Source organism: Bacillus sp. REN3 (assembly GCF_017912555.1).
In the GTDB taxonomy this organism is placed as follows: Bacteria; Bacillota; Bacilli; order Bacillales; family Cytobacillaceae; genus Mesobacillus.
The window spans coordinates 1-17649 of record NZ_JAERSD010000031.1 but is presented as its reverse complement, the minus strand read 5'-3'; the positions used below and the strand labels follow the sequence as shown (position 1 = coordinate 17649).

The window sequence follows — 17649 nt, the reverse complement described above, 5'->3', positions numbered from 1 at the left end:
ATTAACCTTAAATATTCGGATTTTGGGGGTTCTTGCATGAAATTTCGGCGCAGCGAGCGTTTGATTGATATGACAACGTATTTACTTGAACATCCACGTCAATTGGTTTCGTTAACCTATTTTGCGGAGAAGTATGGTTCTGCCAAATCCTCGATCAGCGAAGACCTTGCCATCATCAAAGAAACGTTTGAACAGCGCGGAATTGGTGTGCTGCAGACCGTGCCGGGAGCGGCGGGCGGAGTTAAATTCCATGTCAATGTCCATGATGGCAAAGCGAAGGAATTAATCCAGCAGCTTTGCGCGACCATGGCAAGCCCGGACCGTCTTCTTCCTGGCGGGTATCTGTATATGAACGATATCCTCGGTGACCCGGCAATCGTCCAGGAGGTAGGGAGGCTGCTTGCTTCCGCTTTTGCTCAAAAGGATATCGAAGTGGTCATGACGGTAGCGACAAAAGGCATCCCGATCGCTTACGCTGTTGCCAGTCATTTGAATGTCCCTGTCGTGATTGTCAGGAGAGACAGCAAGGTAACGGAAGGGTCAACCGTGAGCATTAACTATGTTTCCGGTTCTTCAAAAAGGATCCAGACAATGGTATTGTCAAAGCGGAGCCTCGCCGAAGGGTCCAAGGTGCTGATTGTCGATGATTTCATGAAAGCAGGCGGAACGGTCAACGGGATGATCAACATGCTTGACGAATTCGATGCGGAATTGGCCGGAATCGCCGTCCTCGTCGAATCTGAAAACATCGAGGAGCGGCTTGTGGATGAATATCTTTCATTGGTCCGGCTGTCGGATGTCGATGTCAAGGAACGGAGAATTACTGTGAGTGAAGGAAATTACTTCTTGAGAAGAGAATAAGATTCCTATAAAAAAATTGCGGGGTGACAAGATGGAAAGTGTACACACTTCTAATGCGCCAGCGGCTATCGGCCCATATTCACAGGGGATTGTCGTCAACAACCTGTTTTTCAGTTCTGGCCAGATTCCGTTGACGCCGGAAGGTACGATGGTTGAAGGGGATATAAAAGCCCAGACGCACCAGGTGTTCAAAAATTTGAAGGCTGTTTTGGATGCGGCAGGGGCTTCCTTGGAAACCGTTGTGAAAGCAACAGTCTTTATCAAGAACATGGATGAATTCGCTCAATTGAATGAGGTATATGGGGAATATTTCAATGTCCATAAGCCTGCGCGTTCGACCGTGGAGGTAGCCAGGCTCCCTAAAGATGCCCTGGTAGAAATCGAAGTGATTGCGCTCGTTAAATAACGGGCGTTTTTTTGTGCCAGGAAGTTTTTCGGAAGAGTCAATAGACTAAATAGCCCGTTTTTCTTATAATTAGGAAGAAGAAAGGGTTTACAATAAGTCGATGTTCATGGATTTGCCATATCTTTTTAAAAAAGTTTTACAGAAAAGAAGGAATTTGGGTTTCTGTGTGGAATTATTTAACTAGATTTTATCTATTTGTAAAGGTGGTGAACAGAATGGAAGTAACTGACGTAAGACTGCGCCGCGTTAATACAGATGGACGGATGAGAGCGATCGCTTCCATCACGTTGGACAATGAGTTTGTTGTCCACGATATCAGGGTGATTGATGGAAATAACGGCCTATTCGTTGCGATGCCGAGCAAACGCACACCTGATGGCGAGTTTCGGGATATCGCCCATCCGATCAATTCAGGGACACGTGGTAAAATTCAGGAAGCTGTATTGGCAGAGTACAACCGTTTAGGTGAAATGGAAGTCGAATTTGAAGAAGCTGGAGCATCCTAGGAAATAAAAAGTAAGTCATCAAGAGCCTGCTGCACAAGCTTGGCTCTTTTTTATATGCCCATTTTCCCCCTTTTTAAACCTGTTTCCCGTGTGCGGGAGCCCCTGCAGGCATTTCTACCCGAATTTGACAAATAAATGCACTTGTCTACAATCCTTGAAATAGAAGGCTATTTAAGATATATTCGTAATGGATAAAAAGGTAAAAATGGAGGCCTGCCAAATGTCAAATCGTTATGCAATCATCCTGGCTGCCGGACAGGGGACGAGAATGAAGTCGAAGCTTTATAAAGTCCTTCACCCTGTATGCGGCAAGCCGATGGTCCAGCATGTAATTGACCAAGTGAAAAGTCTTAATATAAACGAAATCGTGACGGTCATCGGCCATGGTGCGGAAAAGGTCAAGGCACAGCTCGGCGATGACAGCCAATACGCACTGCAGGCAGAACAGCTTGGAACGGCGCATGCGGTGCTACAGTCCGAGGAAATGCTTTCAGGCAGGGAAGGCGTGACGATTGTTGTCTGCGGAGACACCCCTTTGATCAAGGCGGAAACAATGGAAGCCCTTTTCAAGCATCATGAAGAGACAAAGGCAAAAGCTACGATTCTAACGGCAAGGGCTGAGGACCCAACAGGATATGGGCGGATTGTCAGGAATGCGAGCGGCTTTGTCGAGAAGATTGTCGAGCACAAGGATGCGACCGAGGAAGAAAGAAGCATCAATGAAATCAACACAGGTACATACTGCTTTGACAATAAGCTATTGTTCGAAGCGATCCATCGTGTATCGAATGACAATGTGCAGGGAGAGTACTACCTGCCCGATGTCATTGAAATCCTGAAAAACCAGGGAGAGACTATATCGGCTTACGTTACCGGCAGCTTCGAGGAAACGCTCGGCGTCAACGACAGGGTTGCCCTTTCCCAGGCAGAAGGAATCATGAAGCGGAGGATCAACGAAACCCATATGCGGAATGGGGTGACGATCATTGATCCCGCCAATACGTATATTGGGCCTGATGTGGAAATTGGCCAGGATACAGTGATTTATCCTGGAACGATGGTTTCCGGAAAGACAGTCATTGGTTCTGAGTGCAAACTGGGACCGAACAGTGAGATCAGCAATTGTGTAGTTGGAAACAACACTGTAATCCGCCAGTCCGCGGCTTTTGACAGTAAGATTGGTTCAGATGTGAATATTGGGCCGTTCGCGCATATCAGACCGCATTCCGATATCAACGATGAAGTGAAGGTCGGCAACTTTGTCGAAATCAAGAAAGCTGTGTTCGGCAAAGGAAGCAAGGCATCCCATTTGAGCTATATCGGCGATGCGGAAGTAGGAGCTGACGTCAACATCGGCTGCGGCACGATCACAGTCAACTACGACGGCAAGAACAAGTTTTTGACAAAGATTGAAGACGGAGCGTTCATCGGCTGCAATTCAAATCTTGTTGCGCCGGTGACAGTCGGAAAAGGCGCCTATGTGGCAGCCGGTTCGACGATTACAGAAGATGTTCCGGGCGAGGCCCTTGCAGTTGCGCGCGCGCGCCAAGTCAATAAAGAAGATTACGTAGGGAAAATGAACGTAAAGAAATAAGTCCTGGAGGTCCACAATGTCTAACCAGTATCTAGATCCTAATTTAAAGGTGTTTGCACTTAACTCGAATATCAAACTTGCTCAGGAAATTGCCAAGGTGATTGGCGTTGAGTTAGGAAAGTGTTCTGTTTCCCAATTCAGCGACGGAGAAATCCAGATCAATATCGAAGAAAGCATCCGTGGCTGCGATGTTCACATCATCCAGTCGACGAGCTCGCCTGTAAATGAAAATATCATGGAATTGCTGATCATGATCGATGCATTGAAGCGGGCTTCAGCGAAAACAATCAATATTGTCATGCCGTATTACGGTTATGCAAGACAGGACCGAAAGGCAAGAGCAAGGGAGCCGATTACCGCAAAGCTTGTCGCGAACCTGCTTGAAACAGCAGGAGCGACCCGTGTGATCACGCTGGACCTTCATGCGCCTCAAATCCAGGGATTCTTTGATATTCCAATCGACCATCTGATGGGCGTGCCGATCCTGGCCGATCATTTCAAGAACAAACAGTTGGATGGCGACATTGTCATTGTATCTCCTGACCACGGCGGCGTGACACGTGCAAGGAAAATGGCGGAACGGCTGAAAGCGCCGATTGCGATCATCGATAAGCGCCGGCCGAAGCCGAACGTAGCGGAAGTCATGAATATTGTCGGCAATATTGAAGGCAAGATCGCCATCTTGATTGATGACATCATTGACACTGCGGGCACCATCACCCTTGCCGCGAACGCACTCGTCGAAAATGGCGCGCGGGAAGTGCATGCTTGCTGTACGCATCCTGTACTATCCGGCCCGGCTATCGAGCGGATCCAGAATTCAAAAATCAAAGAACTGGTTGTGACAAATACAATTGCGCTTCCGGAAGAAAAGCAAATTGACAAAATCAAGCAGCTGTCTGTCGCCCCTTTGATTGGGGAAGCGATCATCCGCGTCCATGAAGAGCAGTCAGTCAGCACATTGTTCGATTGATCTCCAATACACATACCAGGGGCTTGCCATCCGGCAGGCCTAACGGTGTTTTTTGCCGGCAGACCTGGTGACCGGAAGGAAAACGTTTAGACCATCCTGTTTTGGGGCATTTTTTATAGAGAGACCTTTTTAAAAATGGCTATGTTAAAGAGCGGTGTTGATTTTCGGAACGCCTGTTGGCTGGAGCGGAAGGCACACCCGCGGAAAGCGGCCGACTAAAACCGCCGCGTCCTGCGGCAAAGTCGGCACTAGGACTTCCTGTCCGTCGAAGTGCCTGGAATATAAAGCAACAGTCAAATTTAACACAGCCTTAAAAATAGGGAGGAGCCAAAAACCATGAATGCAGTATTGAAAGCAAATGAACGTAAAGGAACGAAAGGTTCAAGTTTGAGACGTTTACGTAAAGAAGGCAATATTCCGGCAGTGGTTTATGGAAAGGATGTCCAAAGTACACCGATTTATTTTAGCAGCACGGATTTCCTGAAAACAATCCGTGAATCAGGAAGGAACGGCGTCATTTCACTGGAGGTCGGCGGCAGCAAGCATAATGTCATGCTGACGGAATACCAGGAAGACTATATCAAGAATGAGGTCATCCACGCTGATTTCCTTGTCGTGGATAAAGATTCGAAGGTCCATACAACTGTTAGGATCGATCTTGTCGGTGACTCGGCTGGAGTCAGGGATGGAGGCGTCCTGCAGCAGCCGGTACATGAAATTAACATTACAGGTACACCAGGCAGCATACCGGAGGCAATCGAGCTGGACATCACGGACCTGAAGGTTGGCGAAAACTTGATGGTTTCTGATATCAAGCCTGAAAATTATGAAATAAATGATGATGAAAGCACGGTGATTGCTTCGATTCTTCCGCCGAAGGTTGAAGAGGAAATCGACTCAGGTGAGGAACAAGAACCAGGAGAACCTAAAAATGCAGAAGGCAGAGAGACGGAAGCAAATGAAGAATAAGCAAGCAGACGTAGCCTGACACAGGTTACGTCTTTTGCCATTAGGAATTCCGGAGCACCGGACTTGCCCAGCCGTTTACGGTTTTTTCAGATGCAACGCTCTGCCTTTTAGGGAAATGATTTAGCTACAGAGCCAAGCCCTAAGGCTGCCTGGGCTTTTTGAATGGGGTGTGGGATAGAATTGAAGTTATTTGTTGGTTTGGGGAATCCGGGCAGGCAGTATGATAAAACGAGACATAATATTGGTTTTGAAGTGATCGATGAGCTATCAGAAAGGTGGGACATCCCCCTCGACCTGGCGAAGCATAAAGGGATATTCGGCATCGGCCGTACAGGCGGGGAGAAAGTTATCCTGCTGAAGCCGCTTACCTATATGAATCTATCGGGGGAGTCCATCAGGGCAGTAATGGATTATTATGATGTCGATATTGAAGATCTGGTTGTCATTTATGATGACCTTGATATGCCGACAGGAAGGATCCGCCTGCGGCAAAAAGGCGGCGCCGGCGGCCATAATGGCATTAAATCGACGATTGCCCATCTCGGAACGCAGGAGTTCAAGCGGATCAGGGTCGGCATCAGCCGGCCCCAGAATGGAATGGCCGTCACCGACTGGGTGCTGGGCCGTTTCACCAGCGAAGAGCAGGCCAAGATGGCCGAGGCGGTCACGAAAGCCGCTGATGCGAGCGAAAGCTGGCTTTCCAAGCCTTTTTTAGAAGTGATGAATACCTTCAATCAGTAATAAAACATGATGGACGAAACATACAATAGTGCATAAGTTCCTCCCAATGGGTCAATAATGAGAATGACTTTATTTGGGAGGGACGGCCATGGCGATACATTATTTTTGCCGCCATTGCGGCACGAATATCGGGTCACTGGACAGTGTGTCTGTCCATAGTGAACATCTTGGGTTCCATAAATTGACCGATACTGAACGCAGGGAAATGATTTCTTACGAAAGAAACGGGGACATCCATATACAATCGATCTGTGAAGACTGTCAGGAAGCGCTGGAACGGAACCCGGACTTCCACCAAAATGACTACTTGATTCACTGACAAGCTTTGGATTTCAAGTCCAAAGCATTTTTCTGTTTCATGATCCGTCCATGGAAAACTATTATTTTTTATTTAGAGAGGAAGAGGTTTGGATGCAGGGGCTGAAAGCTCTATTTAGTCATCAGGATGACGTCCAGTCTGTGATATCCGGCATGGATGCGGGCCTCAGGGAACAGCTTGTCGCCGGCCTGTCCGGTTCGGCAAGGACGGTTTTCCTGGCGTCAGTCTACGAACAGACAAAACGGCCAATCCTGGTTGTGACACATAATCTTTTACAGGCACAAAAATTATATGACGATCTCGCTAATCTTGTTGGCGAAAGCCATGTCTATCTTTATCCGGCGAATGAATTGATTGCCGCGGAAATAAGCATTTCAAGCCCAGAGCTGAAGGCTCAGCGGATTGATGCCATGAATCATTGGAGTACGGACGGAACAGGGATTGTGATTGTACCCATGGCAGGCTTGCGAAAGTTGCTGCCTCCAAAGGAACTGTGGTCTAGGTTCCAAATGACCTTCACTGTGGGGGAAGAAATCGATGTTGAGTCTGTACTGAACCGCTTCGTCAGCATGGGCTATACAAGATCGGATATGGTTTCGGCTCCGGGGGAATTCAGTGTCCGTGGAGGAATCATCGATATGTACCCCCTGACATCGGCGGATCCCCTCAGGATTGAGCTTTTTGATACAGAGGTTGATTCAATCCGGGCCTTCTCACTGGAAGACCAGCGTTCAAAGCAAAAGCTGAATACCATTTCAATCGGGCCGGCGACGGAAAATCCGTTTGAAGACGAACAGATTTCCAGTCTGGTTTCCAAGCTTGAAGAGGGGTTGTCAAATAGCCTGAAGAAGCTGAAGGATGAGAAAGCGAAATCACTGATGTCCCAGAATATCGGCTATGAATTGGAACAGCTGAGGAATGGGCAGAAGCCTGATCAGATTTTCAAGTACTTGTCGGCAGCCTATGAAAATCCTCAAAGTTTACTAGATTACTTGCCAGCCAGCGGTCTGGTGTTCATTGATGAAATCAGCAGGGTCCAGGAAATGAATGAATCGCTCAGCAAGGAGGAAGCAGAATGGTATACAAGCCTTCTCGCCGAAGGGCAGATCATCCATGGACTGAAAATTTCACACCACCTTCCTGGATTGCTGTCCGGTTCGGCCAAGCCGATTGTCTATTTCACTTTGTTCTTGAGGCATGTCCCAAATACAAGCCCGCAAAACATCATTAATATGTCCTGCAAGCCGATGCAGAATTTCCATGGGCAGATGCATGTATTGAAGGCGGAAGTCGACCGCTGGAAAAAAGGGAATTACGCTGTTATCTTCCTGGGTCCGAACGAAGACCGGGTGAAAAAGCTTGAGCGCGTCCTGGAGGATTATGAAGTGGATGCTGTTAGGGCAAGCAACGGACAAGAGCTTCGGCCCGGGAAAGTCCAGATCATCCAGGGCAGCCTGAATACCGGGTTTGAATTCCCGATGCAAAGAATCGCCGTGATTACGGAAGAAGAGCTTTTCAATAAGAAAACGAAGAAGGCTCCAAGGCGCCAAAAACTTTCCAATGCTGAACGGATCAAGAGCTATTCGGAGCTTAAGGCTGGCGATTATGTGGTCCATGTCAATCACGGGATCGGAAAATACCTGGGAATCGAGACGCTTGTCATCAACGGTGTCCATAAGGATTATCTCCATATCCGCTATCAGGGGACGGATAAGCTATATGTGCCAGTCGAGCAGATCGACCTTGTCCAGAAGTATGTCGGTTCGGAAGGAAAGGAGCCGAAGATCTACAAGCTCGGAGGAAATGATTGGAAACGGGTCAAGAGCAAGGTACAGTCATCCGTCCAGAATATCGCCGATGATTTGATCAAGCTGTATGCTGAACGGGAATCGAGCGTCGGTTACGCTTTTTCCCCTGACAGCGAGATGCAGCGGGAGTTCGAGGCATCCTTCCCTTACCAGGAAACCGATGACCAGATCCGTTCCATCCAAGAAATCAAACGTGATATGGAACGCGAGCGGCCGATGGACCGGCTTCTTTGCGGCGATGTTGGCTATGGCAAGACAGAAGTTGCCATCCGTGCTGCATTCAAGGCGATCGCTGATGGCAAACAGGTTGCGTTCCTGGTGCCGACAACGATTCTTGCCCAGCAGCATTATGAAACACTGAGGGAAAGGTTTCAGGATTTTCCAATCGGTATTGGGCTGCTTAGCAGGTTCAGGACTAGGAAGCAGCAGACAGAAACGATCAAAGGTCTGAAGGCGGGCAGTATCGACATTGTCGTCGGGACCCATCGATTGCTTTCAAAAGAAATATCCTATCGGGAGCTCGGCTTGCTGATCATCGATGAGGAACAGCGCTTCGGGGTGACCCATAAAGAGAAAATCAAGCAGCTAAAGACGAATGTCGATGTACTGACCCTGACAGCTACGCCGATTCCGCGGACTCTGCATATGTCGATGCTCGGTGTCAGGGATCTATCTGTCATCGAAACGCCGCCTGAGAACAGATTCCCCGTGCAGACGTATGTAATGGAATACAATGGCGGCCTCGTCCGCGAAGCGATTGAACGGGAACTGGCAAGGGATGGGCAGGTATATTTCCTTTACAACCGGGTTGAGGACATCGAACGGAAGGCCGAAGAGATTTCGATGCTTGTGCCCGATGCGAGAGTTGCGTTCGCCCACGGCCGGATGACCGAGAATGAACTAGAGTCCGTGATGCTTGGCTTCCTCGAAGGTGAGTACGACGTCCTTGTCAGTACAACAATCATTGAGACGGGTGTCGACATCCCGAATGTCAATACGCTGATTGTTTTTGATGCGGATAAAATGGGACTGTCCCAGCTTTACCAGCTCCGCGGAAGGGTAGGACGTTCAAACAGGGTAGCTTACGCTTATTTTACTTACAGGAAAGACAAGGTCTTGACAGAAGTTGCCGAAAAACGCCTGCAGGCCATCAAGGAGTTCACAGAGCTGGGTTCAGGCTTCAAGATCGCGATGCGCGACTTGTCGATTCGCGGAGCGGGCAATTTGCTTGGCGCTGAGCAGCATGGTTTCATCGATTCGGTCGGTTTCGATCTGTATTCGCAAATGCTGAAGGAAGCTATTGAAGAACGGAAGCCGGAGAAGGAGCAGATCCGCAGGCCGTCAATCGAGATTGACCTGGAGCTGGATGCTTACATTCCTGACCGCTATATCTCCGATGGCCACCAGAAAATCGAAATGTACAAGCGCTTCAGAGGTGTTGGAACCCTGAAGGATATTGAGGAGTTAAAGGAAGAAATTACGGATCGCTATGGGGACTATCCGCCAGAGGTCGACACGCTGTTCAAGGTCGCTGAATTGAAGGTGTATGCCATCACGGCCGGTGTGGAGACAATCAAACAGAACAAACAGGATATCACGATTCTTTTATCCGAAGAAGGAAGCAGCATGATCGACGGACAGGAAATCTTTAAGATCAGCAGCCAATACCGGAATGTAGTAGGCCTTGGCATGGAGGGAAAAAAGCTCAAGATGGTCGTCCATGCAAAAGGGCTTAAAACGGATCGTTGGCTTGATATCACTTTCGAGATGATTAAGGGACTGCATGACTCACAAAAAGAACAAAAGAGTTCGTTATCGTAAACATATGGAAACAATATGTAACACTAATGTAAAGCAAAAGGTGTTTTAAAAGAGAGGGACAAGGGTATTCCAATAAGTGCATGCAAATCGGAGCTGGAAGGTTTATCCGTTTTTGCCACCTTTATCACTGTAAAGAAAAAACTTTTTAGTAATGCATAGAACTTTCCATATGAAAGATACTAAGTTCAAACTTGGTAAGGATAATTAATAAAGGTGTAAATTGTCATTACCAAAAATAATCATCAGATGAAAGTGAGGCAACGTTGGATGAAAGCAACTGGTATTGTGCGTCGTATCGATGATTTAGGTCGTGTCGTCATTCCAAAAGAAATCAGAAGAACACTCCGTATCCGTGAAGGGGATCCACTTGAAATCTTCGTGGACCGCGATGGAGAAGTCATCTTAAAGAAATATTCCCCGATCAGCGAGCTTAGCGATTTTGCGAAAGAGTATGCAGAGGCATTGTACGACAGCCTTGGCAATCCTGTATTGATTTGCGACAGGGATTCTTATATCGCAGTAGCTGGTGGATCAAAGAAAGACTATTTGAACAAGAACATCGGTGAACTGATCGAGAAAACAATGGAAGACCGCAGTTCCACCCTTGTGAACCAACAATCGAATATCGCGCTTGTTGAAGGAATTGAAGAGTCTGTTTCTTCTTACACAATTGGGCCGATCATTGCGAATGGCGATCCAATTGGAGCGGTCATCATCTTCTCAAAAGAAGGTTCACTGGGTGAAGTCGAACAAAAAGCAGTTGAAACGGCTGCAGGTTTCCTTGCTAGGCAAATGGAGCAATAATAAGCATTCATTCGAGATCACAATCCTGAAAGGGCAGCTTCCAAGGCTGCCCCTTTTCCTGTTTCCGTTTATGATATAATACGGTTTGATAGATAAATTGGAAGGAGGTGGGCGATGAAGCCCGTTGCAGATTCAAGGCAATTAGTGAAGGGAGCCATGATCCTGACAATGGCTGCCCTTATCACGAAAATATTGAGTGCGGTTTACCGTGTCCCTTTCCAGAATATTGTCGGGGATGTCGGTTTTTATATCTACCAACAGGTTTATCCGTTTTATGGGATTGTCCTTGTGTTATCGACCTATGGTTTTCCCGTTGTCATTTCCAAACTGTATACAGAGCAGGTGGACGGAAGGAACCAGGGGAAAGCTGATAGGCTGCTGGCCATCTCCCTCTTCTCCCTTGGGCTTTTAGGCGTCATTCTCTTCGCTCTTTTTTATTTTGGTTCAGATTGGATGGCTGGAATGATGGGGGACCGCGAGCTCGGCTTGCTGTTCAGGATCGTGTCTCTGTTGTTTTTGTTCTTTCCCTTCATTTCTGTTTTCCGTGGTTATTTCCAGGGGAAGGGGAATATGGTGCCGACTGCGGTATCGCAAGTGGCGGAACAAGCCGTGCGTGTGACAACGATTCTTTTTTTATCAGCCTTGTTCGTCCAGAAGGGATATTCCCTGTATTTCGCGGGTGGCGGAGCGGTGTTTGGCTCCGTGACCGGAGGAATCGTTTCGATGATGGTCCTTGGCTTTTTTTTCTGGAAAAAGCGCCGCAGCAATCCTTTTGGATCATTGAAGCGGAAGGAGCTTTTTGCAGACAGCGCTTCAGTGATCAAAGCGCTTATTGTCCAGGGGTTCGCCATCAGCGTCAGCGGAATGCTGCTCATCCTGTTCCAGCTCGCTGATTCACTGAATCTCTACACTTTATTATTGGAAACAGGTCTTGGAGCCAATGAGGCGAAAACGGCCAAAGGAATATTTGACAGAGGCCAGCCGCTGGTCCAGCTTGGAACAGTCGTAGCGACCTCCATGTCATTAAGCCTGGTTCCCGCGATATCTGCAGAAAAGGCCAGGAACAGGATGGATCACATCCTCCAGAAAGTCCTGCTCGCTCTCCAGACAAGCCTGCTTTTTGGCGCAGCCGCAGCAGCGGGGTTATATAGCATCATTGCGCCAGTAAATATCATGTTGTTCGAGAATGACAGCGGCTCGGATGTAATAGGCCTTCTTAGTCTTACGATCTTATTCGGGTCTTTGATCTTAACGGTCACAAGCATCCTCCAGGGACTTGACAAGCCGATGTTCCCGGCAATGGCCATCCTTTCCGGCTTCGGTCTGAAATACATTCTGAATCTATATTTCATCCCTCCATCAGGGACGATGGGTGCTGTATACGCTACATTGTTATCGATGTTTGCCGTGTTGGCAATCCTGCTCTTAAAATTGAGATTGGTTCTCGGCCAGCGGATCCTGTCCATTGGTTTTTCGGTCAAGATCCTTTTTGCTTCAGCAGTAATGGCTGTACTTTTGCGCCTATACACGAAATGGACTCATTTTCTTTACCATGCCATTGAACCAGACAGGCTTGCCGCCACTATTCAGGCATTTAGCGGTGTTCTCCTTGGCGCCTTGTGTTATTTCATGATATTGATCAAAACGAAGGCACTGCAGGAGGAGGAATTATCGGCACTCCCCTTTGGGAGCAGACTTGCCCAGCTATTTTCAAAAAAGACAGGAGGCAGCAGGAAATGACAAATAAAATCACGATCATCGGATTGGGAGCCGGGGATGTGGACCAGCTTCCTCTAGGAGTATATAAAAGATTGAAACAGGAGGAAAATCTGTTTCTAAGGACGAAAGAGCATCCTGTCGTTCCTGCACTTGAAGCTGAAGGCCTGCGCTATCATTCATTCGATGCCATTTATGAAAAGCATAGCCAGTTCGCAGAGGTATACGAGGAAATAACAGAAACCTTGCTCGCTGAAGCCCAAGGCGGACCGATTACCTATGCCGTTCCAGGTCATCCATTGATTGCTGAAAGGACGGTACAGCTCCTGCTGGAAAGAGGGCCGGAAAGAGGGGTTAGAATCGAAATCGGCGGCGGGCAAAGCTTTCTTGACGCAATGTTCCAGGCACTTGCCATCGATCCAATCGAAGGTTTCCAGCTCCTTGACGGCACCGGGCTCTACAGGGATTCGCTGCTCCTCAACAACCATACGATCATCGGCCAGGTATACGATTCCTTTGTCGCATCAGAAGTGAAGCTGACCTTGATGGAAAAATTGCCTGATGATTATAATGTCTTCATTGTTACTGCAGCAGGAAGCAAGGATGAAGTCATCAGGCGGGTCCCATTGTATGAGCTGGACAGGGAAATGGAGTTAAGCAACCTCACCTCCGTTTATGTTCCGCCGGTCAGCGACGAAGAAATCAGATATAAGGATTTCAGCAAGTTCAGGGAAATCATCGCGCAATTGCGCGGCCCGGACGGCTGCCCGTGGGACAAGAAACAAACCCATCAGTCATTGAAGAAGTATTTGATTGAAGAAGCGTACGAGTTGATTGAGGCAATCGACAATGATGATATCGACCACATGATTGAAGAATTGGGGGATGTCCTGCTCCAGGTAGTGCTCCATGCCCAAATAGGCGAGGATGAGGGTTATTTTACCATCGATGACGTCATTGAAGGCATCTCTGCGAAGATGGTGCGCAGACATCCGCACGTATTCGGCGACAAGACGGCTGAAAATGAAGAAGAGGTCATGAAGCACTGGCAGGAAATTAAGGAACAGGAAAAAGGAGGCGCCCCGAAATCGCTGCTGGAAGGAGCAGGAAAAGGGCTGCCAAACCTGCTGAAGGCGGCAGAGCTACAAAAGGCGGCTGCCAAAGTGGGTTTTGACTGGAATACAGTGGCTCCAATCCTTGAGAAAGTAAAAGAAGAAATTGGCGAGCTCGCCGAGGAGATTGCTCAAGCAGGAAATTCGGATGATGCCATGCTCGAATTCGGCGATCTGCTTTTCGCGCTTGTCAACTTCGCAAGGCACTATGATATCAACCCGGAAGAGGCGTTATTCAAGGCGAACCAGAAATTTATGCGCCGATTTGCCTATATTGAAGAAAAGGCAGCTGAAAATGGCAGGCCTGTCAGCGATTATCATCTTGAGGAACTGGACAAGTTCTGGGATGAAGCGAAGGCAAAAGGATTATAAAGGCAATATCTTCAAAGGAAAATGGAACCAATTATGAAATGGAGGTTTAGGAAAGATGAGGCTGGATAAATTCTTAAAAGTATCCCGGTTGATCAAAAGACGGACATTGGCAAAAGAAGTTTCCGATCAGGGAAGGATCTCAGTGAACGGGATTCCTGCCAAAGCGAGCACGAACGTGAAGGTCGGCGACGAGCTGTCAATCCGTTTCGGCCAAAAAGTCGTTACTGCTAAAATCGAAAAGATCCAGGAAACATCCCGGAAAGATGAGGCCGCCGAGATGTATACAATCCTTGGTGAGGACAGAATCCCGGATAACGAGGAATAACCGGGACAGTCCATAAGGCTTGTTCTATTATCCCTGCATCACTCATAGACATATACAAAAATGCATTAAGCGATTATGGGGGATAGCGGATGAGCCAATATTATGATCCAAACCAGACGAAAAACCTGCCTGACCATGATTTGGTGATGAGAGGCAGACGGACACTGGAGATTACTGGCGTAAAGCAGGTTGAAAGCTTCGATAACGAGGAGTTTTTATTGGAAACTGTGATGGGCTTCCTGGCGATCAAAGGCCAGAACCTGCAGATGAAGAATCTTGATGTCGATAAAGGGGTCGTCTCGATCAAAGGGAAGATTTTTGACTTGATCTATCTGGATGACCAGCATGGGGAGAAAGCTAAAGGCTTCTTTAGCAAGTTATTCAGATGACGCTCTCGACCCAATTTTTGACGATGCTCGCCATGATTGGGATGGGCTGTTTTTTCGGCGCTTCGTTTGATACACATAACCGGTTCTTGAGAAGGGCGAAGCGAAAAAGCTGGATTGTTTTCATCAATGATCTATTATTCTGGCTGGTGCAAGGTTTGCTTGTCTTCTATGTATTGTTTTCCGTGAATAAAGGAGAATTGCGTTTTTATATTTTCCTTGCGTTATTATGTGGATTCGCGGCTTACCAGAGCCTGTTGAAAAATCTGTACCTGAAAGTGCTGGAAGCCCTTATATTGCTGACGGTGAACGTCTATGCTTTTTTAGTGAAGGCTTTCAGGGCTATCATTGTGCGGCCGCTTCAATTTCTTGCTGCCGGCGCCCTATCACTGGCAATTTTGACGGGAAGAGGCCTTTATGTGATTGTGAAATGGCTTCTTGCCGTTTTACTATGGTCAGTGAAAATCTTGATGAAACCGTTTTTGTTGAGTTTATTACTAATTTGGAAACTTTTGCCGAAAGCACTTAAAAAAAGCGTCGAGAAGTTATATAATAAAATGGCAGGAATTCTTTTGGTTGTAAAGAATTACTCTTTAATGCCGATAAAATGGTTGAGAAAACTAAAAAAATAATGTAAGGAGGACTGCGGGGATGAGTGTCATCAGGAAACGGAACATAGCGAAGCTCGAGAACCAATATGTGCAGCAGCGCGAAAAAGCTGGAATTGCAGAAACAAGGAAGCGAAAGCTGCTGTACCGGCGCCTCGCAGTCTTTGCTCTATTTGCAACGGTCATTTCGACCTTAATGATTTCAACATTCATCTCCCAGACTGCTGCCCTTGAAGCGAAAAAAGCTGAAAAGGCAAAGCTCGAGGATAAGATGGAGAGCCTCAAAAAGAAGGAAGAAGTACTTAATGAGGAAATCGTGAAGCTGAATGATGAAGAGTACATCGCGAAGCTGGCAAGAAAGGAATATTTGCTTTCAAAGGAAAATGAGATCATCTTCAACCTTCCTAAAGAGAAAAAACAATCAAAAGACTCGTCTTATTGACACTCTTTTTAAAAATTTTGTATAATATAATGTAAGTTTGATTTTTTATATCTTTAAGGAGGCAAAACTTTTTTATGTCAATCGAAGTAGGCAGCAAGTTACAGGGGAAGGTAACAGGAATTACAAATTTCGGGGCGTTCGTGGAGCTGCCGGAAGGCTCAACCGGACTGGTTCACATCAGTGAGGTCGCAGACAATTACGTTAAGGACATCAATGATCACCTTAAAGTGGGTGACCAGGTGGAAGTAAAAGTAATCAATGTGGAAAAAGACGGCAAAATCGGTTTATCCATCAAAAAGGCCGTTGACAGGCCTGAAAGACCAGCAAGGACGGAACGATCTGATTCAAGGCCGTATTCCCAGCGTCCACGCGGTGGTAGATCGAACGACAACCGCAACGCCCGTCCTGAGAACTTCGAAGCCAAAATGGCAAAGTTCTTGAAGGATAGCGAAGACCGCCTTTCATCTCTGAAACGCCACACCGAATCGAAACGTGGCGGAAGAGGAGCCAGAAGAGGGTAACTAGCTGCTAAGTGGATATAGATAAATAGCAGAAACATTGCTATCGGGAGGCGAGCCGCAAAGGCTCGCCTTTTTTAGCGAACAGGAAAAATGTTCGGGCAGCTAGAATGAAGTCCAGCCAGGGTAAAAAGTTAAGCGGTAAGAAAAGAGAAAGAACCGCCGTCTGCCGGCCAGCCATATGGCCCGTAAAGGGGAGGCCTGCGTTGTTAAGGACTTGCCGGGATTCCCTTAACATGCCGATGGGCCTTTATTGTATACTGTTTTTAATTGGTCCCGTCTGGACCCAAGGGAGGCTGACAAGACTGTTAATCAGAAGGGCGACGGACGGAAAAAGCCTGTTAATCAGAAGGGCAATGGACGGAAAAAGCCTGTTAATCAGAAGGAGAAAGGACGGTTTCCATGGATCCACTCATGAAAAGGGCGGTAGAATTGGCTTTGGATAATGTGAAGGAAGGTGGCCAGCCATTTGGCGCCGTGCTGGCTAAGGGCAATCAGGCAATCTCTGAAGGGGTGAATGAATTACATAAAAAGCATGATGTGAGCGGGCACGCTGAATTGCTTGCCATTCGCCGCGCGCAGGAACTGCTGAAAACAGATGATTTATCAGGTTTTACTATGTACGCAAGCGGGGAGCCATGCCCTATGTGTCTGACCGCCATGTACTTTGCGGGAATAAAAGAAGTCTATTACTGTCAGTCGGCGGAAGACGCGGCGAATGCAGGATTAGGGAAATCCAGGTTTATATATGAGGAACTAAAGAAACAGAAAGCGGAACGAGAAATGCACATGGCGCAAATGCCTTTGCAAGAGGACCAGCAGAATCCGATGAAGCTCTGGGAAAAGAACAATGAATGAAAGGAAAGGATAGGATAGGGCTCTTCCTTCCGCAATATGGACAGCCAGTCAAAATGAAAAAACCTCGCACTTTTTAAAAGTGCGAGGTTTTTCATGTCGATGACCCCTACGGGATTCGAACCCGTGTTACCGCCGTGAAAGGGCGGTGTCTTAACCGCTTGACCAAGGGGCCGCATAGTGGGCAGTGCCAGGTAAAAGTTCTTCGTCACTGCATTTTTTTCAGTACATGTCGGAGCTAGGCAGTCGCCTGCGTCTTATTGGTAGCGGCGGAGGGGATCGAACCCCCGACCTTACGGGTATGAACCGTACGCTCTAGCCAGCTGAGCTACGCCGCCATGAAGAGATTGTTTTTAAGGCACAAGAAATATAATACATAGATATCAATTCAGTGTCAATGCATTTTCAAAAGAAATGTTCATTTTCTTTGGATTTCCGCGTGCCCAGGCAAGCCGTTAATTGCTAGTTGGTGAAAGTCCAATCTGAGTAAGTGCCAAGACGCTCAGTAGCTGA

At 47.4% G+C, this 17649-nt stretch carries 18 protein-coding genes and 2 tRNA genes; 18 read left to right on the top strand and 2 right to left on the bottom strand.

The features are described from left to right. Positions 1–36 precede the first annotated feature (36 nt). The 18 genes from purR to JJQ88_RS19200 all read left to right on the top strand — a co-directional run bounded on the left by purR (position 37) and on the right by JJQ88_RS19200 (position 17139). Positions 37–861, top strand: coding sequence for a pur operon repressor (gene purR, locus JJQ88_RS19285; protein ID WP_210367668.1), 825 nt, complete (start codon positions 37–39; stop codon positions 859–861). A 31-nt stretch (positions 862–892) separates the two neighbouring features. Then, a complete protein-coding gene (locus JJQ88_RS19280) occupies positions 893–1267 on the top strand; it encodes a RidA family protein (protein WP_210367667.1) in 375 nt (124 codons plus the stop codon). Positions 1268–1482: 215 nt separating this feature from the next. Beyond that, the gene (gene spoVG / locus JJQ88_RS19275) at positions 1483–1773 is read left to right on the top strand and encodes a septation regulator SpoVG (RefSeq protein ID WP_210367666.1); all 291 of its coding nucleotides are present in this window, start codon (positions 1483–1485) and stop codon (positions 1771–1773) included. Positions 1774–1993: 220 nt separating this feature from the next. Then, entirely contained in the window at positions 1994–3367 is a 1374-nt protein-coding gene (glmU, locus tag JJQ88_RS19270) for a bifunctional UDP-N-acetylglucosamine diphosphorylase/glucosamine-1-phosphate N-acetyltransferase GlmU (RefSeq protein ID WP_210367665.1), read from the top strand. 16 nt (positions 3368–3383) lie between these two features. Beyond that, entirely contained in the window at positions 3384–4340 is a 957-nt protein-coding gene (locus JJQ88_RS19265) for a ribose-phosphate diphosphokinase (protein ID WP_210367664.1), read from the top strand. Positions 4341–4676: 336 nt separating this feature from the next. Continuing rightward, positions 4677–5309, top strand: coding sequence for a 50S ribosomal protein L25/general stress protein Ctc (locus JJQ88_RS19260; protein WP_210367663.1), 633 nt, complete (start codon positions 4677–4679; stop codon positions 5307–5309). A gap of 180 nt (positions 5310–5489) precedes the next feature. After that, complete coding sequence (gene pth, locus JJQ88_RS19255) at positions 5490–6050, top strand: aminoacyl-tRNA hydrolase (protein WP_282597734.1); 561 nt, start codon at positions 5490–5492, stop codon at positions 6048–6050. A gap of 88 nt (positions 6051–6138) precedes the next feature. Further along, the gene (gene fin, locus JJQ88_RS19250; RefSeq protein ID WP_210367661.1) at positions 6139–6369 is read left to right on the top strand and encodes an anti-sigma-F factor Fin; all 231 of its coding nucleotides are present in this window, start codon (positions 6139–6141) and stop codon (positions 6367–6369) included. A 92-nt stretch (positions 6370–6461) separates the two neighbouring features. Then, entirely contained in the window at positions 6462–9998 is a 3537-nt protein-coding gene (mfd, locus tag JJQ88_RS19245; RefSeq protein ID WP_210367660.1) for a transcription-repair coupling factor, read from the top strand. A gap of 267 nt (positions 9999–10265) precedes the next feature. Next, on the top strand, positions 10266–10802 hold the full coding sequence (spoVT, locus tag JJQ88_RS19240) for a stage V sporulation protein T (RefSeq protein WP_210367659.1): 537 nt from the start codon (positions 10266–10268) through the stop codon (positions 10800–10802). 114 nt (positions 10803–10916) lie between these two features. After that, complete coding sequence (locus JJQ88_RS19235; RefSeq protein WP_210367658.1) at positions 10917–12542, top strand: putative polysaccharide biosynthesis protein; 1626 nt, start codon at positions 10917–10919, stop codon at positions 12540–12542. Beyond that, a complete protein-coding gene (gene yabN / locus JJQ88_RS19230) occupies positions 12539–14002 on the top strand; it encodes a bifunctional methyltransferase/pyrophosphohydrolase YabN (RefSeq protein ID WP_210367657.1) in 1464 nt (487 codons plus the stop codon). The genes JJQ88_RS19235 and yabN overlap by 4 nt, the downstream gene beginning before the upstream one ends. A gap of 55 nt (positions 14003–14057) precedes the next feature. Then, on the top strand, positions 14058–14327 hold the full coding sequence (locus tag JJQ88_RS19225) for an RNA-binding S4 domain-containing protein (RefSeq protein WP_210367656.1): 270 nt from the start codon (positions 14058–14060) through the stop codon (positions 14325–14327). An 89-nt stretch (positions 14328–14416) separates the two neighbouring features. Next, positions 14417–14716, top strand: a complete 300-nt coding sequence (gene yabP / locus JJQ88_RS19220) for a sporulation protein YabP (protein ID WP_210367655.1) — start codon at positions 14417–14419, stop codon at positions 14714–14716. After that, on the top strand, positions 14713–15345 hold the full coding sequence (yabQ, locus tag JJQ88_RS19215; RefSeq protein WP_210367654.1) for a spore cortex biosynthesis protein YabQ: 633 nt from the start codon (positions 14713–14715) through the stop codon (positions 15343–15345). Before yabP ends, yabQ begins: the two co-directional genes overlap by 4 nt. A gap of 19 nt (positions 15346–15364) precedes the next feature. After that, the gene (locus JJQ88_RS19210; RefSeq protein WP_210367653.1) at positions 15365–15763 is read left to right on the top strand and encodes an FtsB family cell division protein; all 399 of its coding nucleotides are present in this window, start codon (positions 15365–15367) and stop codon (positions 15761–15763) included. A gap of 74 nt (positions 15764–15837) precedes the next feature. Continuing rightward, positions 15838–16284 (top strand): S1 domain-containing RNA-binding protein, encoded by a 447-nt coding sequence (locus JJQ88_RS19205; protein ID WP_210367652.1) that lies wholly within the window; start codon positions 15838–15840, stop codon positions 16282–16284. A gap of 399 nt (positions 16285–16683) precedes the next feature. Next, positions 16684–17139, top strand: a complete 456-nt coding sequence (locus JJQ88_RS19200; RefSeq protein ID WP_210367651.1) for a nucleoside deaminase — start codon at positions 16684–16686, stop codon at positions 17137–17139. A 100-nt stretch (positions 17140–17239) separates the two neighbouring features. On the opposite strand, the gene JJQ88_RS19195 is transcribed toward JJQ88_RS19200, so the two are convergent. Beyond that, positions 17240–17311, bottom strand: a tRNA-Glu gene (locus JJQ88_RS19195). 86 nt (positions 17312–17397) lie between these two features. After that, positions 17398–17474: transfer RNA gene (locus JJQ88_RS19190), tRNA-Met, on the bottom strand. Between the last annotated feature and the right edge of the window lie 175 nt (positions 17475–17649).

Coding starts and splice junctions, on each gene's coding strand:
- spoVT (WP_210367659.1), top strand. CDS start 10,266: ATGAAAGCAACTGGTATTGTGCGTCGTATCGATGATTTAGGTCGTGTC.
- JJQ88_RS19280 (WP_210367667.1), top strand. CDS start 893: ATGGAAAGTGTACACACTTCTAATGCGCCAGCGGCTATCGGCCCATAT.
- fin (WP_210367661.1), top strand. CDS start 6,139: ATGGCGATACATTATTTTTGCCGCCATTGCGGCACGAATATCGGGTCA.
- JJQ88_RS19200 (WP_210367651.1), top strand. CDS start 16,684: ATGGATCCACTCATGAAAAGGGCGGTAGAATTGGCTTTGGATAATGTG.
- yabN (WP_210367657.1), top strand. CDS start 12,539: ATGACAAATAAAATCACGATCATCGGATTGGGAGCCGGGGATGTGGAC.
- glmU (WP_210367665.1), top strand. CDS start 1,994: ATGTCAAATCGTTATGCAATCATCCTGGCTGCCGGACAGGGGACGAGA.
- JJQ88_RS19260 (WP_210367663.1), top strand. CDS start 4,677: ATGAATGCAGTATTGAAAGCAAATGAACGTAAAGGAACGAAAGGTTCA.
- JJQ88_RS19205 (WP_210367652.1), top strand. CDS start 15,838: ATGTCAATCGAAGTAGGCAGCAAGTTACAGGGGAAGGTAACAGGAATT.
- JJQ88_RS19265 (WP_210367664.1), top strand. CDS start 3,384: ATGTCTAACCAGTATCTAGATCCTAATTTAAAGGTGTTTGCACTTAAC.
- JJQ88_RS19210 (WP_210367653.1), top strand. CDS start 15,365: ATGAGTGTCATCAGGAAACGGAACATAGCGAAGCTCGAGAACCAATAT.
- yabP (WP_210367655.1), top strand. CDS start 14,417: ATGAGCCAATATTATGATCCAAACCAGACGAAAAACCTGCCTGACCAT.
- JJQ88_RS19235 (WP_210367658.1), top strand. CDS start 10,917: ATGAAGCCCGTTGCAGATTCAAGGCAATTAGTGAAGGGAGCCATGATC.
- spoVG (WP_210367666.1), top strand. CDS start 1,483: ATGGAAGTAACTGACGTAAGACTGCGCCGCGTTAATACAGATGGACGG.
- mfd (WP_210367660.1), top strand. CDS start 6,462: ATGCAGGGGCTGAAAGCTCTATTTAGTCATCAGGATGACGTCCAGTCT.
- purR (WP_210367668.1), top strand. CDS start 37: ATGAAATTTCGGCGCAGCGAGCGTTTGATTGATATGACAACGTATTTA.
- JJQ88_RS19225 (WP_210367656.1), top strand. CDS start 14,058: ATGAGGCTGGATAAATTCTTAAAAGTATCCCGGTTGATCAAAAGACGG.
- yabQ (WP_210367654.1), top strand. CDS start 14,713: ATGACGCTCTCGACCCAATTTTTGACGATGCTCGCCATGATTGGGATG.